This window comes from Mycolicibacterium sp. CBM1 (assembly GCF_054073305.1).
In genome coordinates, this window is the sequence record NZ_JBSXPP010000004.1 from 152,773 (window position 1) to 167,207 (window position 14,435).

Consider the following 14,435-nt stretch of genomic DNA (forward strand, 5'->3'; position numbering starts at 1 on the left):
GCTATGCACGGATTTTGCGGAATCCACGTGCATAGCGCGCACAGTCGGCGCGCTAGGTTCTGGTCATGACACAGCAGGGCCGCGATCGTGTGCTGACGATCCCCAACGTCCTGTCCGTGATCCGGCTGGTGCTGCTGCCGGTGTTCCTGTACCTGCTGCTGGTCACCCACGCCTACGCCCTCGCGGTCGCCATCCTGATGTTCAGCGGATTCTCCGACTGGGCCGACGGCAAGATCGCCCGCCTGGTGGACAACCAGTCGTCGCGGCTGGGGGAGCTGCTCGATCCGCTGGTCGACCGGGTCTACATGCTGGCGGTGCCGGTCGGTCTGGGCGTGGCCGGCATCGTGCCGTGGTGGGTGGTGGCGACGCTGATCGGTCGTGACGTCCTGCTGGCCGCGACCCTGCCGGCGCTGCGTTCCCGCGGGTTGACCGCGCTGCCGGTCACCTACATCGGCAAGGCGGCGACGTTCGCGCTGATGTCCGGGTTCCCCCTGGTGCTGCTGGGCCAGTGGGACGCGACGTGGAGCCGGGTCATCGGTGCGTGCGGATGGGGTTTCGTCGGCTGGGGACTCGGGATGTACCTCTGGTCGGCGGTGCTCTATCTGCTCCAGGTGCGGCTGGTGATTCGCACGCTGCCCAAAGTTCGCACGCTGCCCAAAGTAGGACTCGACCGCGATGCCCGCGCCTCCTGATCCCGCGCTGGGCGGCTACGACCCCCGCGCCGGCCTGCGCGCCGACCAGCAGCGGGCGGAGCGGATTCCGCTGCCGTCCCTGCTGCGCTCGCTGCTCACCGAGCATCTCGATCCCGGCTACGCCGCCGCGGCCGCCGAGCGCCGAAAAGGCGGCAGGTCGCGGCGTCGGGCCGCCGACCGGGCCTGGCAGGCGCTGGCGGCGTTGCTCATCACCGTCGTATTCGCCGCCGCGGTGGCGCAGGCCCGTTCCACCGCACCCGGCGTGAGCGCCGCCCAGCAGGTCCTGACGGCCAGCGTGCGTTCGGCCGAGGGCACCACCGATCGGCTGACCGAGCGCCGCAACGAGCTGGCCGGCGAGGTCGACGATATCCAGCGCCGCCAATTGCGTGACGACGCGACCGGCCAGCGGTTGCTCACCGGTCTCGACGCGCTGAGCCTGGCCGCTGCGACCACCGCCGTCATCGGACCCGGTCTGTCGATCACGGTCACCGATCCGGGAATGGGCCGCGACCTCACCGACGTCTCCAAGGAGCGGGTTGCCGGCAGCCGGCAGATCATCCTGGACCGCGACCTGCAGGTGGTGGTCAACGCGCTGTGGGCCAGTGGGGCCGAGGCCATCTCGGTCGCTGGGGTCCGGATGGGTCCCAATGCGACGATCCGGCAGGCGGGCGGCGCGATCTTGGTCGACAACCATCCGGTCAGCAGTCCGTACACCATCCTCGCGATCGGGCCACCGAACACCATGCGGGACACGTTCGACCACAGCAGCGGTCTGCATCGGCTGCGACTGCTGGAGGCGTCCTACGGCGTGGGGGTCAGCGTCAGTGGGGGCGACGGCCTGTCGGTGCCCGCGGGCAGCGCGCGGGAGATTAAATTTGCCAAGCAGATCGGGCCGTGATCTCCCGGGAGCAACGCTGCCCCGGGAGGATCGACGATGAGGAAATGAGCCGGCATACATGATCGGAATCGCCGCACTGCTTGTCGGCATCGTGCTGGGCCTGGTGTTCCACCCGAGCGTGCCCGACGTCATCCAGCCCTACCTGCCGATCGCCGTCGTCGCCGCGCTGGACGCGGTCTTCGGCGGGTTGCGCGCCTACCTTGAGAAGATCTTCGACGCGAAGGTGTTCGTCGTCTCGTTCGTCTTCAACGTCCTGGTCGCCGCCCTGATCGTCTACGTGGGCGATCAGCTGGGCGTCGGCACCCAGCTCTCCACGGCGATCATCGTCGTGCTCGGCATCCGGATCTTCGGCAATGCGGCCGCACTGCGGCGTCGGCTGTTCGGCGCCTGATATGGCCGAGGGGGACCAGCACGACGACGCGACCGACATGACCGGGGAGTCCGGACGGCACGAGGCGGCCGGCGAGCCGCCGGCCCGGCGCCGCCGCAGCCAGCTGATGTTCGGAGTGCTCGGTGTGCTGCTGTGCCTGGTGCTCGGTGTGGCCATAGCCACTCAGGCCCGCCAGACCGAATCCGGGGACGCCCTGACCACCGCGCGTCCGGCCGACCTGCTGGTGCTCCTCGGTTCGTTGCAGCAGCGCGAGGCCGCGCTGAACACCGAGGTGGCCGATCTGCAGCGCAATCTGGCGGCCATGCAGGCCGCCGGCAACAGCGACCAGGCCGCCATCCAGAACGCACAGGCCCGGCTCGCGGCGCTGTCGATCATGATCGGCACGGTGGCGGCCACCGGACCGGGCGTCACCATCACCATCGCCGACCCCGGGCCCGGGGTGGCACCCGAGACGATGCTCGACGTCATCAACGAACTGCGCGCCGCCGGCGCCGAGGCGATGGAGATCCGCTCCGGAGCCAAGGCGGTGCGAATTGGGGTCGACAGCTGGGTGATCGGCAGCCCCGGAGCGCTGATCATCGACTCCCAGACGCTGAGCCCCCCGTATTCTGTTCTCGCCATTGGGGATCCACCCACCCTCGCGGCGGCGATGAACATTCCGGGCGGCGCCGTCGACAGCGTGGAACGCGTCGGCGGCCGGATGACCGTCGCGCAGTCCGACCGGGTGGACATCACCACCTTGCGGCAACCGAAAGCACGCCAATACGCTCAGCCCGTCAAATGAGCGCCCGACACCGACCCGACACCGAGGAGCACTGTGAGCGAAATCCCAGCCGACCTGCGCTACACCGCCGAGCACGAGTGGGTTCGTCGCACCGGTGACGACACCGTGCGGGTCGGCATCACCGATTTCGCGCAGTCCTCGCTCGGCGACGTCGTGTACGTGCAGCTGCCCGACATCGGCACCGACGTCACGGCAGGTGAGTCCTTCGGTGAGGTGGAGTCGACCAAGTCGGTCTCGGACCTCTACGCTCCGGTGTCGGCCAAAGTGATTGCCGTCAACGACGATCTGGAGGCCAATCCGGGTCTGGTGAACTCCGACCCCTACGGTCAGGGGTGGTTGTTGGAGTTGCAGGTCGACGGCGATACCCTCGAACAGGGGTTGGCGGCGTTGCTGGACGCCGACGCCTATCAGGGCACAGTGACCGAATGAACTTGTTAGGGTGCCTGCCAGCCGTCGATCCGACGGTGGTGGACACAGCGACGACCACCGCGCGGTACGGTCGACGTAAGTGATTTGTGAGGCGGACGGGCGCCTTGTGCGGGTACCCCGCCAAGTATCGCCACGGCAGCCAGTGAGGAGCAGCGGGTGACGGACAAGGACCAGAACTCCGGGAGCGACCAGGCATCTGACGAAGTCACCGTGGAGACGACGTCCGTCTTCCGCGCCGACTTCCTCAACGAGCTGGACGCTCCGGCGAGCTCGAGCGGCGAGACCACGGTGTCCGGGGTGGAGGGACTACCGATCGGCTCGGCGCTGCTGGTCGTCAAGCGGGGACCGAATGCCGGCTCGCGGTTCCTCCTGGACCAGCCGACCACGTCGGCCGGGCGTCATCCCGATTCCGACATCTTCCTCGACGACGTCACCGTCAGCCGCCGGCACGCCGAGTTCCGGTTGGACGGCAACGAGTTCCAGGTGGTCGACGTCGGCAGCCTCAACGGCACCTACGTCAACCGTGAACCGGTCGACTCGGCCACGCTGGCCAACGGCGACGAGGTCCAGATCGGCAAGTTCCGCTTGGTGTTCCTGACTGGTCCCAAGCCGTCCGACGACGAAGGCGGCCCGGGAAGCTAGTGACCGCCCCCGATACTCCCGCGCTTGCCGGGATGTCTATCGGAGCGGTCCTGGACCTGCTACGACCGGACTTCCCGGACGTGACGATCTCCAAGATCCGATTCTTGGAAGCCGAGGGTCTCGTCACGCCCCAGCGCAGTGGATCGGGGTATCGGCGGTTCACCGCCTACGATTGTGCCCGGTTGCGGTTCATCCTGACCGCGCAGCGTGACCATTACCTGCCGCTGAAGGTGATCAAGGCGCAGCTGGATGGGTTACCTGACGGCGAGTTGCCGCAGCCCGGATCGTCTTATGCCGGACCGCGATTGGTGCCGGTGTCCGACCCGGGTCCGGACGGTGTGGCGGCGGTGGCCCCCACCCAGGTGCGGCTCAGCCGTGAGGACGTACTGGTGCGTTCAGGAGTGGGCGACGATCTGCTGAGCGCGCTGTGCAAAGCCGGGGTCATCACCACCGGGCCGGGCGGGCTCTTCGACGAGCATTCGGTGGTCATCGCGCAGTGCGCCGGTGCGCTCGCCGACTACGGCGTCGAGCCCCGTCACCTGCGGGCATTTCGCTCGGCGGCCGATCGGCAGTCCGACCTGATCGCCCAGATCGCCGGCCCGGTGGGCAAGGCCGACAAGACCGGCGCGCGTGATCGCGCCGACGATCTGGCCAGGGAAGTGGCGGCACTGGCGATCACCTTGCACACGTCGCTGATCAAGTCCGCTGTACGAGACGTTCTCGACCGCTGAGGACTAGACTCCGAATGACTGCGTCGGTAGTTCTGCAGTCACGCGGTCGGAACTCGGACGCGGCGCCACAACGAGCGCGGAGGTCAGACACAGATGGGTGAGGTTCGTGTGGTCGGCATTCGTGTCGAGCAGCCCCAGAACCAGCCGGTTCTGCTGCTGCGGGAGTCCGACGGTGACCGCTACCTACCCATCTGGATCGGTCAGTCTGAGGCCACGGCGATCGCCCTGGAACAGCAGGGAGTCGAGCCGGCGCGGCCGTTGACGCACGACCTGATCCGAGATGTCATTGCCGCCCTTGGGCATTCACTCAAGGAGGTCCGGATCGTCGACCTGCAGGAAGGCACCTTCTACGCCGACCTCGTGTTCGACCGCGACATCAAGGTGTCGGCGCGTCCGTCGGATTCCGTGGCGATCGCGCTGCGGATGGGGGTGCCGATCTATGTGGAGGAGGCGGTGCTGGCTGAGGCCGGGCTGCTGATCCCCGACGAGAGCGACGACCAATCGGGCGGTGCTGTCCGCGAGGACGAGGTGGAGAAGTTCAAGGAGTTTCTCGACAGCGTCTCCCCGGACGATTTCAAGGCCACCTGAGCGGGTATCCGGGCCACGGGCGACCAAGATCACGGATGCGTCTCACTTGCCCGCAGGCGGTTCGACACGCGCATCGGATGCCGCCGAGCATGCCTGCGGGCGGCCATACTTTGATGGCGACGACGAGCACGATTGCCCGTCGACAAGCGTATGCTCATAGGACTCGGGACTAGGGCAAACGCGGTTGGTGGAGCAGTCAGCGGGCCACTAGGTTCGAACGGCGAGAGGAAGCATCGTGGGCGAGCAGCCACGTCAGGGACAGCTGGACCTTGCTGACACGACGACTGGTTCGGGGTCTGGATCTTTCGAGGCGGACGCACCCGCCGGCGCGCCGGTAGGCGAGCCCGTCCAGGCCGGTCTGTTCCCCGACAACTCAGTGCCTGACGAACTCGTCGGCTACCGCGGTCCCAGCGCCTGCCAGATCGCCGGAATCACCTACCGCCAGTTGGACTACTGGGCCCGCACCTCGCTGGTGGTGCCCTCGATCCGCGGCGCCGCCGGCTCGGGTAGCCAGCGGCTGTATTCCTTCAAGGACATTCTGGTCCTCAAGATCGTCAAGCGGCTGCTCGACACCGGCATCTCCCTGCACAACATCCGGGTCGCCGTCGACCACCTGCGTCAGCGCGGCGTGCAGGACCTCGCCAACATCACGCTGTTCTCCGACGGCACAACGGTGTACGAGTGCACCTCGGCCGAAGAGGTCGTCGACCTGCTCCAGGGCGGCCAGGGTGTGTTCGGCATCGCGGTCAGCGGCGCGATGCGTGAGCTGTCCGGCGCCATCTCGGACTTCCCCGGCGAACGCGCCGACGGCGGCGAATCGATCGCCTCGCCCGAGGACGAGCTCGCCTCCCGGCGCAAGAGCCGCGACCGCAAGATCGGCTGAACCCCGCTTTCTCCTGCGCGAGCAGACGCAGAAGCCCCGAACACCCCCGGTGTGTCGGGGCGGTTTGCGTCTGGTGGGCTTTTCGTCGCACACCACCGCTAGAATCGACACTGCATCGCCCTCGCGCGGGAGAGTTTCGTGGCAGCCAGTCACGGACGCCGAAGGAGCAACACCTCTCCGTCAACCTCTCAGGCACCCGGACCGCGCGTGGCCACGATGCCTCTGGAAAGCGGTGGCCGTATGGTCACCCGCCCATGGGGAAAGGCCCGCACCGCGTTAGTTGGTGCCGCCGAATCTCTCAGGCGCCCGGTCGGGTGGACGACAGAGGGGGAGGACGCCGGTGACGGCCGCCGCCGCCCGAGTCAGGAGCCAGCCCATGTCCGACCACACCCAGCCGCTCTTTGCCGATCGGCACATCGGCCCTGATTCCGTCGCGGTCGCCACCATGCTCGACGTGATCGGCGTCGCCTCCCTCGACGAGTTGGCCGGAAAGGCACTGCCCGCGGGCATCCTCGACGCGCTGCGCTCCGACGGGGTGGCTCCCGGCCTGGATCAGCTGCCTGCCGCCGTCGGTGAGCACGAGGCGCTGGCCGAACTGCGCGCGCTGGCCGATGCCAACACGATCGCGGTCTCGATGATCGGGCAGGGCTACTACGACACACTGACCCCGCCGGTCCTGCTGCGCAACATCCTGGAAAACCCCGCCTGGTACACCGCGTATACGCCGTATCAGCCCGAGATCAGTCAGGGCCGGCTCGAGGCGCTGCTGAATTTCCAGACCATGATCGCCGACCTCACCGCGCTGGAGGTGGCCAACGCCTCGATGCTTGACGAGGGCACCGCGGCCGCCGAGGCGATGACGCTGATGCACCGCGCATCGCGTGGCTCGTCCAACCGGCTGGCGGTCGACGCGGATCTGTTCACCCAGACCGCCGCGATCCTGGCTACCCGTGCCGAGCCGCTCGGCATCGAGATCGTCACCGCCGATTTGCGGGGCGGCCTTCCCGAGGGTGAGTTCTTCGGTGTTGTCACCCAGCTGCCCGGGGCCAGCGGCCGGGTCACGGACTGGTCCAAGTTGGTCGAGCAGGCCCACGAGCGCGGGGCGCTGATCGCGCTCGGCGCCGACCTGTTGGCGCTGACGTTGATCGCCCCGCCCGGTGAGATCGGCGCCGACGTGGCCTTCGGCAGCGCGCAAAGGTTCGGTGTGCCAATGGGATTCGGTGGCCCGCACGCCGGCTACCTGGCGGTGCACGCCAAGCATGCCCGGCAGCTGCCCGGCCGGCTGGTGGGGGTGTCGGTCGATACCGACGGCGCCAAGGCGTACCGGCTCTCGCTGCAGACCCGCGAACAGCACATCCGCCGCGACAAGGCCACTTCCAACATCTGCACCGCGCAGGTGCTGCTGGCGATCATGGCCGCGATGTACGCCAGCTACCACGGCCCGGACGGCCTGAGCGGCATCGCGCGGCGGGTGCACGGCCACGCCCGGTCGCTGGCCGCCGGCCTGGGTGCCGCGGGTGGCGAGGTCGTGTACGACACGTTCTTCGACACCGTGCTGGTACACGTGCCGGACCGGGCCGAGCAGGTAGCGGCCGAGGCCAAGAGTCGCGGCGTCAACCTCTGGCTCGTCGACGCCGACCACGTGTCGGTCAGCTGCGACGAGGCCACCACCGCCGACCATGTGGCGCTGGTGCTCGAAGCTTTTGGTGCCGCAGCGGCGGCGACATCGGATACCGCGTCGCCCGCCGGCGACTATGCCGGCCCTGAGATCGCCTCGCGGACAACCAAATTCCTTACGCACCCGGCGTTCCATCGGTACCGTACCGAGACCGAGATGATGCGTTACCTGCGGAGCCTGGCGGACAAGGACATCGCACTGGACCGCAGTATGATCCCGCTGGGCTCGTGCACCATGAAGCTCAACGCGGCCGCGGAGATGGAGTCGATCACCTGGCCGGAGTTCGGCCGCCAACACCCGTTCGCCCCGGCCGGGGACACCCCGGGACTGCGCAGGCTGATCGCCGACCTGCAGGACTGGCTGACCGGTGTCACCGGCTACGACTCGATTTCGTTGCAGCCCAACGCCGGATCGCAGGGTGAGTACGCCGGGTTGCTCGCGATCCGCTCCTACCATGCCGAACGGGGTGAAGGCCACCGCGAGGTGTGCCTGATCCCCTCGAGTGCGCACGGCACCAACGCGGCCTCGGCAGCGATGGTGGGCATGCGGGTGGTCGTGGTCGCCTGCCGGGAGAACGGTGACGTCGACCTTGACGATCTGCGCGCGAAGGTCGCCGAGCACGCCGAGCGGCTGGCCGCGCTGATGGTGACCTACCCCTCGACGCACGGGGTGTTCGAGCACGACATCGCCGACATCTGCGCGGCGGTCCACGATGCCGGCGGCCAGGTTTATGTCGACGGCGCCAACCTGAACGCGCTGGTCGGTCTGGCCCGGCCGGGCAGGTTCGGCGGCGACGTCAGCCATCTGAATCTGCACAAAACGTTCTGCATCCCGCACGGCGGCGGCGGCCCGGGTGTCGGCCCGGTGGCGGTTCGCTCCCATCTGGCGCCGTTCCTGCCGGGACACCCGTTGGCGCCCGAACTGCCGCACGGGCACGTGGTGTCCGCCGCGCCGTACGGTTCGGCGTCGATCCTGCCGATCACGTGGGCTTACATCCGGATGATGGGTGCCGACGGGTTACGGCGCGCGACGCTGACGGCGATCGCGTCGGCCAACTACATCGCTCGCCGGCTCGACGAGTACTACCCGGTGCTCTACACCGGTGAGAACGGCATGGTCGCCCACGAGTGCATCCTGGATCTGCGCGGAATCACCAAGGCGACCGGAGTGACCGTCGACGATGTCGCCAAGCGCTTGGCGGACTTCGGTTTCCACGCACCGACCATGAGCTTCCCGGTAGCGGGCACCCTGATGGTGGAGCCCACCGAGAGCGAGAGCCTGGCCGAGGTGGACGCGTTCTGCGAGGCGATGATCGCGATTCGCGCCGAGATCGACAAGGTGGGCTCGGGGGAGTGGCCCGTTGACGACAACCCGCTGCACAATGCCCCGCACACCGCCGAGTGTCTGCTGGTCGACGAGTGGACCCACCCGTACACCCGGGAGCAGGCGGCCTACCCGCTGGGCAAGGGATACCGACCCAAGGTGTGGCCCCCGGTGCGGCGCATCGACGGCGCCTACGGCGATCGCAACCTGGTGTGCTCGTGCCCGCCGGTGGAGGCGTTCGCCTAGCGGCCGTGCGGGGGCTCCGCGCTGCGCGCTAGCCATTGGGTACCAGCGCCGTCCGGCTGAACAGACCGTCCTGTGCAGCGGCGTAGGCGACGGCCTCGTTGACTTCGGCCAGCTCGAATGTCGTGACGCTCTGGTAGCCGATGTCCAGCACACCTGAGCGGATCATCGCGATCATGTGCTGATTGGCCGCTCGCGGGTACATCCACTGCCCGCGCAGGGTGATCGAGTTGCGCATCAGCCAGGGATACGGCAGCGCCAGGTCATCGCCGCCCGCCATGCCGACGCCACCCATCAGAACCACTCGTCCATTGGGTCGGACGGCCATCGCGGCCGCCCGCACGGGCGTAGTGCTTGCCGCCGGTGGCAGAAGATCGATCACGGCGTCGATCGGAGCGGGTGCCGCGCGCTGAATCGCCAGCCGATCGGCCTCGACATCACCGCTGAGTCGCACCGGTCGGACCCGCGGTCCGAAGAGCTCACCGAGCCGTACGAGTGCGGCGTGATTGCGGCCTGGGCAGACGACGACGGCCGCGCCGATCGCCAGCGCGACCGCGACGGCCGCGCTGCCGAAGTTCCCGGTGGCGCCGCTGACGACCACCGTCTCGCCGGCCCGAAGCTCGATGGCGAGCAGCCCGCCGTAGGGGACCAGCAGCACGCCCAACGCCGCAGCCAGTGCGGGCACATGCGCTGGGTCCTGGTCACCGAGGGGCACGGCGTTCTCGGTGGGGACGGCCATCCGCTGCGCGAACGGACCGTCGTGGAAATACTGGGACAGCCGCAGGCCACCCTCGCCGCTCGAACTCCAGCCCTGCAACGTGATGTCGGGAGACATTACGTCGTCACGCGACCGCACCATGGGATCGCACCACACCAGTTCGCCCGGTTCCAGCCTGGTCGCGTCGGGCCCGACGGCCAGGACGCGCCCGACACCGCCGACGCCGGAGATCACCGGCGGCACCAACGGATAACGCCGGTGGCCGCTGAACACCTCGGCGGCATAGGGCGCGATGCCGGTCGCCAGCACCTCGACCAGCACCTCACCGGTACCGAATCGGGGTTCGTCAACCTCTTTGACCACCAACGGCTTCCCGAATTCTTCCAACACTGCTGCGAGCATGATCGTCTCTCCCGTCGTTCGTACTGCCGATGGGGTCAACAGCCATCTGTGTGCTCGCCATGCCATGCGCAGCACGATGCTTTGGCATATGGGGTATGACATATAAGCATGGAGCTGTCCTTGACGGGCTTGCGCGTTCTGTGTGCCGTCGCCGAACGTGGGAGCTTCACGGCGGCCGCGTCGGCGCTGGGCTACACCCAGTCGGCGATCTCTCGACAGGTCGCCGCGCTCGAACGCGAATCCGGGGCGGAGCTTTTCCAACGACGGGTCAGCGGGGCTCGGTTGACGCCCGAGGGTTCGGTATTGCTGCGCCATGCGCGGGTCATACTGGATGAAATTGACTGTGCTGCAGCAGAGCTCGATGCATCTCGATATGTAGAGCATGTCTCAGCCGGCGTCTTTGTGAGCGCCGGCGCACTGATCTTGCCCGCGATGCTGCGATGGTTGCGTGAGCGGCGACCCGACGTCCGGCTGACGACGAGGGACGGGGCCAGTCCCGTTCTGGTGCGCGCCGTCCGCGGCGGCACCCTAGACGTGGCACTGATCGCATCACGGGCCACCCAGCACACCCCGCACGATGGTCTGGCGCCGTTGGTCACCGAGTCGATCGGCGAATCCGTGCTGATGGTGGCGGCCTCGACGACCGGCCGATTCGCCGGTCGCAGCCAGGTGAGCACCGCCGAACTGGCGGGCGTCGACTGGATCGCCAGCCCGTCTTCGCCCGGCGAGCCGACCATGGGTGTCTGGCCCGGACTACCGGGCAGGCCCCGCGTCACCCACGTCGCGAGGGACTGGCTGACCAAGCTGCAGTTGGTCGCCGCGGACTGCGGCGTCACCACCGTGCCACCGGCCATGGCCGAGGTGCTGCCGTCAGGAGTTCAGCTGATGCAGGTTGATGCGCCCGAGGCACGGCGGAGGCTGCTCCTGGTGCGGCGAGCCGGGCCGCCGACGGAAGCGGTGACCGCGGTGATCGAAGCAATCCGGGCGGCCTTCCCGCGGTGACCAAGCCCGCGTGTCAAGCCTACGGCGATCCGGTACCGTCAGCCCTGTGCTGCCCGCCGGTGTTCGCCAATGGCAAGAGGGCGGCCGGATGCTGTCCACCAGCGCAGGCCAGATCTTCGTGCGCTCGCATCCCGGCCCCGTCAATTCCTCCGACCCCGCTGTCCTGCTGCTGCACGGGTTTCCGTCCAGCTCCTACGACTTCCGCGGCGTGGTCGACCGCCTGGGTGACCGGGCCTGGCTGACGCTGGATTTCCTCGGGTTCGGTCTGTCCGACAAGCCCCGACCGCACCGCTACAGCCTGCTGGAGCAGGCCGACATCGTGCAGTCGGTGGTCGCCGACGTCGACCCCGGCCCGGTGGTGCTGCTGGCCCACGACATGGGCACCTCGGTGGCAACCGAGCTGCTGGCCCGCGACCTGTCCGGCTCGTTGCCGTTCGAGCTGCACCGGGCCGTGCTCACCAATGGCAGTGTGATGATCGAACGGGCCAGCCTGCGGCCCAGCCAGAAGATCCTGCGCGGCCCGCTCGGGCCGGCCTTCGCGCGGCTGACCAACGAGCGCGGCTTCCTGCGCGGCTTCGCCAAGCTGTTCAGCCCAGGGCATCCGCTGTCCGAGCAGGAGGCCCAGGCGCAGTGGGCGCTGCTGGCCCGCGACGACGGCCACCGCATCCTGCACCTGCTGTGCGCCTACCTCAACGAACGGGTGCGCTTCGCCCCGCGCTGGCACGGCGCCGTTCGCGATTGGGACAAGCCGCTCGGATTCCTGTGGGCCACGGGCGATCCCGTCGCCACCACCGAGGTGCTCGCCGGATTACGTGAGTTGCGGCCGGCTGCCGAGGTGATCGAGTTGCCCGGCATCGGTCACTACCCGCAGATCGAGGTGCCCGACGAATTCACCGCCGGCGCCAAGACGCTGCTACAGCTCGACTAGGACAGCATCGAGGTGACGGCGGTGGCCAGATCCGGGGAATCCGACGTTGGGACACTCTGATATGTGCCGCCCGTCGTCTGGGCGACCGCTTCCCACGTCGCCCGGTCGGAATCGTCGCCGAGGTCGATGACGTTGATGGCCACCGGCTTGGCCGGATCGACCGCCGACTTCACATACGCCTGGAGCCCGGGTCCGTCCAGGCTCTGGTCGGTATGCGGACCTCGGGTGATCACCAGTACCGAATTGGCCTGGCCTTCGCGGAAATTGGCCAACGCGTCGGCGTAGACCAGGCGCAGCGTGGTGAACGACACCGCACCGCTGCCCGACGGCGACAAGCCGTCGAGCGTGCTCGTCAGCGCCGCCGAGCGGGGTTGGCCACCGAGCTGGTCGGACAGCGGACCCATCGGCACCGCCGAGCGACCCTCGACCCCGTTGAACGTCCACAGCCCGACCGCCGCGTTCGGCGGCAGCGCACCGATCCGATTGCCAAGGGCGCCGACCACATTGGCCAGCCGCGGCTTGCCGCCGTCGTCCCCGGACATCGCCTGGTCGAGCATGATCGTGGTCACCGATCCGGTCGCCGGGGTGGACACCGCGGCGGCGAGGGTGGCGCGCACCGAGTCGTCGCCGATCGACAGCGGGGTGCCCAGCTGCGGGAAGCTGACGACGTCGTTGGCCGGCGGGGTGGTGCCCTCGGCGCGGAATCCGGCCTTGGCGAGTTCGGCGAGCTGCTCGGGCTTACGCATGAACCGGGCGAACTCGCTGGCCGCGCTCACCTGCTCCTCGGACAGCCACTTTCCGGCGAGCAGCACGGTGGGGTAGTCGGCCGTGGCGACTGGTCCCGACGGCAGCCACTCCGTGACGGTGGTCTTGGCGTCCGGGATCGACGCCGCCCGGCTGAACAGTTGCTGTTCGGTGGTCGCCACCGCATGCACCGGCGCGGCAGCGGGATCGCCGCCGTCCAGCAAGGATTTCCACGCCGTGTCGGTGGTGTTGTCCGACAGTTTGGGCTGCCCGGCAACCAGGGCGTTGACCGCGCCCAGACCGGCGGTGGCTGGGGCGTCCTGCGGAGCCGCGGCCGCCGCGACCGCCTCGGCGGTCAGGTAGGTGGCATCGGCATCGTCGACGGTGGGCAGCGCCAGGCGCAGCGATCCCCAGCCGGGCAGGTTCAACCCGTCCAGTGCGGTCGGGTTGGACTGCAGGCCGGGCAGATCGCCCCAGCTCTGCTCGGCCAGCGCATCGCGAAGCTGTGGGCGTACCGCGAGCACCACCGGCGAGGTGACCAGCGTGCGGGCGTCACTGACGACCTCCTTGCCGGCCGCGGATTGCAGCCGGGCGGCCGCGATCGAGCTGGCCGGGATCCACAGTGCCGGACGCTGACCGAGGTCGCCCGGCCAGTTCGACACGAAGCCGTCGACGACGCGGTCCGAATCAGCCGCTGTGACAACCATTTTCACACAGCGGTCACCAACCGGGGTGGCGACGGCGTTGAACCCGTCGGCGAACTTGGTGACGGCCGGCGCGATGGACGGGTCGGCCACCACCGCCACGTCAGTGGTTCCGGCCAGGCATTTCTGAGCCGCCTCCGTCGAGCGGTGGGATAGGACATCTCCGAAGAAACGCCACAGGATCACCCCACCGACGATCACCACGACGGTGATCAGGGCGGTGATCACGCCGATGCTCACCCCGCGGCGGCCGCCCTGGCTGCGGTGTCCGCCGTCCGCGGCCCGCCGGCGGCGCCCACCCTGGTTGGGTATTCGCAGACCGGCCGTCGCGAACGCGGTGGTCTCGGCCTCGGCGGGGTCGTCGGCGTACTCGGGATCCTCGTACTCGGAGTCCTCATAGTCGGAGTAGTCATAGTCGGAGTCCTCGTACTCGGAGCCCTGGTAGTCACCGTCCGGGTACTCGGCGTCTTCGTGGTACTCGGCATCGTCGTAGTCGGCAGGCTCGTCCGGTACGCCGTCGGAATCCTCGGGACCGGGTTTGCTGTGCCTGCCCATGGCGGTGCCTAATCCTCTTTCGTCGAACGGTCGTGCGGTGCGTGCGCTGGATTCCGCACGAGTCTAGCGATCGGCCGATGTGGCGCCGGTCCGCGCCGAA

14 protein-coding genes and 2 riboswitches are annotated in these 14,435 nt (G+C 68.5%); of the genes, 12 read left to right on the forward strand and 2 right to left on the reverse strand.

The window, feature by feature from the left end:
- Positions 1-65 precede the first annotated feature (65 nt).
- From ACXDF8_RS06975 to gcvP, 10 genes are all read left to right on the forward strand, one after another.
- Entirely contained in the window at positions 66-692 is a 627-nt protein-coding gene (locus ACXDF8_RS06975; protein ID WP_457222517.1) for a CDP-alcohol phosphatidyltransferase family protein, read from the forward strand.
- Positions 676-1,590 carry a DUF881 domain-containing protein gene (locus ACXDF8_RS06980; RefSeq protein ID WP_457222518.1) on the forward strand — a complete coding sequence of 305 codons (915 nt, stop codon included), beginning with the start codon at positions 676-678 and terminating at the stop codon, positions 1,588-1,590. The genes ACXDF8_RS06975 and ACXDF8_RS06980 overlap by 17 nt, the downstream gene beginning before the upstream one ends.
- Positions 1,591-1,648: 58 nt before the next feature.
- The gene (locus ACXDF8_RS06985; protein WP_457222519.1) at positions 1,649-1,981 is read left to right on the forward strand and encodes a small basic family protein; all 333 of its coding nucleotides are present in this window, start codon (positions 1,649-1,651) and stop codon (positions 1,979-1,981) included.
- A 37-nt stretch (positions 1,982-2,018) separates the two neighbouring features.
- Entirely contained in the window at positions 2,019-2,765 is a 747-nt protein-coding gene (locus ACXDF8_RS06990; protein WP_457222709.1) for a DUF881 domain-containing protein, read from the forward strand.
- Between the two features lie 33 nt (positions 2,766-2,798).
- Positions 2,799-3,194 (forward strand): glycine cleavage system protein GcvH, encoded by a 396-nt coding sequence (gene gcvH / locus ACXDF8_RS06995; protein ID WP_457222520.1) that lies wholly within the window; start codon positions 2,799-2,801, stop codon positions 3,192-3,194.
- A gap of 156 nt (positions 3,195-3,350) precedes the next feature.
- Positions 3,351-3,836, forward strand: a complete 486-nt coding sequence (garA, locus tag ACXDF8_RS07000; RefSeq protein WP_457222521.1) for a glycogen accumulation regulator GarA — start codon at positions 3,351-3,353, stop codon at positions 3,834-3,836.
- Positions 3,836-4,567, forward strand: a complete 732-nt coding sequence (ftsR, locus tag ACXDF8_RS07005) for a transcriptional regulator FtsR (protein WP_457222522.1) — start codon at positions 3,836-3,838, stop codon at positions 4,565-4,567. The genes garA and ftsR overlap by 1 nt, the downstream gene beginning before the upstream one ends.
- A 93-nt stretch (positions 4,568-4,660) precedes the next feature.
- Positions 4,661-5,155 (forward strand): bifunctional nuclease family protein, encoded by a 495-nt coding sequence (locus tag ACXDF8_RS07010; protein ID WP_457222523.1) that lies wholly within the window; start codon positions 4,661-4,663, stop codon positions 5,153-5,155.
- 235 nt (positions 5,156-5,390) lie between these two features.
- Positions 5,391-6,038, forward strand: coding sequence for a MerR family transcriptional regulator (locus ACXDF8_RS07015; RefSeq protein WP_457222524.1), 648 nt, complete (start codon positions 5,391-5,393; stop codon positions 6,036-6,038).
- Positions 6,039-6,154: 116 nt separating this feature from the next.
- Positions 6,155-6,252: riboswitch (glycine riboswitch) on the forward strand.
- A riboswitch (glycine riboswitch) is annotated at positions 6,253-6,373 on the forward strand.
- Positions 6,374-6,414: 41 nt separating this feature from the next.
- Entirely contained in the window at positions 6,415-9,285 is a 2,871-nt protein-coding gene (gene gcvP, locus ACXDF8_RS07020) for an aminomethyl-transferring glycine dehydrogenase (protein ID WP_457222525.1), read from the forward strand.
- Between the two features lie 28 nt (positions 9,286-9,313).
- Here gcvP and ACXDF8_RS07025 read toward each other — a convergent pair whose 3' ends face one another.
- On the reverse strand, positions 9,314-10,402 hold the full coding sequence (locus tag ACXDF8_RS07025; protein ID WP_457222526.1) for an alcohol dehydrogenase catalytic domain-containing protein: 1,089 nt from the start codon (positions 10,400-10,402) through the stop codon (positions 9,314-9,316).
- A 108-nt stretch (positions 10,403-10,510) separates the two neighbouring features.
- On the opposite strand from ACXDF8_RS07025, the gene ACXDF8_RS07030 reads away from it, so the two are divergent.
- Both ACXDF8_RS07030 and ACXDF8_RS07035 read left to right on the forward strand, forming a co-directional pair.
- Entirely contained in the window at positions 10,511-11,404 is an 894-nt protein-coding gene (locus ACXDF8_RS07030; protein ID WP_457222527.1) for a LysR family transcriptional regulator, read from the forward strand.
- Between the two features lie 46 nt (positions 11,405-11,450).
- Positions 11,451-12,332, forward strand: coding sequence for an alpha/beta fold hydrolase (locus tag ACXDF8_RS07035; protein ID WP_457222528.1), 882 nt, complete (start codon positions 11,451-11,453; stop codon positions 12,330-12,332).
- Here the strand turns inward: ACXDF8_RS07035 and ACXDF8_RS07040 are convergent.
- Positions 12,329-14,335, reverse strand: coding sequence for a substrate-binding domain-containing protein (locus tag ACXDF8_RS07040; RefSeq protein ID WP_457222529.1), 2,007 nt, complete (start codon positions 14,333-14,335; stop codon positions 12,329-12,331). The two genes, ACXDF8_RS07035 and ACXDF8_RS07040, sit on opposite strands and share 4 nt — an antisense overlap.
- Between the last annotated feature and the right edge of the window lie 100 nt (positions 14,336-14,435).

Bases quoted from the DNA above. Each gene is read 5' to 3' on its own strand.
- ACXDF8_RS06990 (WP_457222709.1), top strand. From the start codon at position 2,019: ATGACCGGGGAGTCCGGACGGCACGAGGCGGCCGGCGAGCCGCCGGCC.
- ACXDF8_RS06985 (WP_457222519.1), top strand. From the start codon at position 1,649: ATGATCGGAATCGCCGCACTGCTTGTCGGCATCGTGCTGGGCCTGGTG.
- ACXDF8_RS07010 (WP_457222523.1), top strand. From the start codon at position 4,661: ATGGGTGAGGTTCGTGTGGTCGGCATTCGTGTCGAGCAGCCCCAGAAC.
- ACXDF8_RS06975 (WP_457222517.1), top strand. From the start codon at position 66: ATGACACAGCAGGGCCGCGATCGTGTGCTGACGATCCCCAACGTCCTG.
- gcvP (WP_457222525.1), top strand. From the start codon at position 6,415: ATGTCCGACCACACCCAGCCGCTCTTTGCCGATCGGCACATCGGCCCT.
- ACXDF8_RS07025 (WP_457222526.1), bottom strand. From the start codon at position 10,402: ATGCTCGCAGCAGTGTTGGAAGAATTCGGGAAGCCGTTGGTGGTCAAA.
- ACXDF8_RS07030 (WP_457222527.1), top strand. From the start codon at position 10,511: ATGGAGCTGTCCTTGACGGGCTTGCGCGTTCTGTGTGCCGTCGCCGAA.
- ACXDF8_RS07040 (WP_457222529.1), bottom strand. From the start codon at position 14,335: ATGGGCAGGCACAGCAAACCCGGTCCCGAGGATTCCGACGGCGTACCG.
- ACXDF8_RS06980 (WP_457222518.1), top strand. From the start codon at position 676: ATGCCCGCGCCTCCTGATCCCGCGCTGGGCGGCTACGACCCCCGCGCC.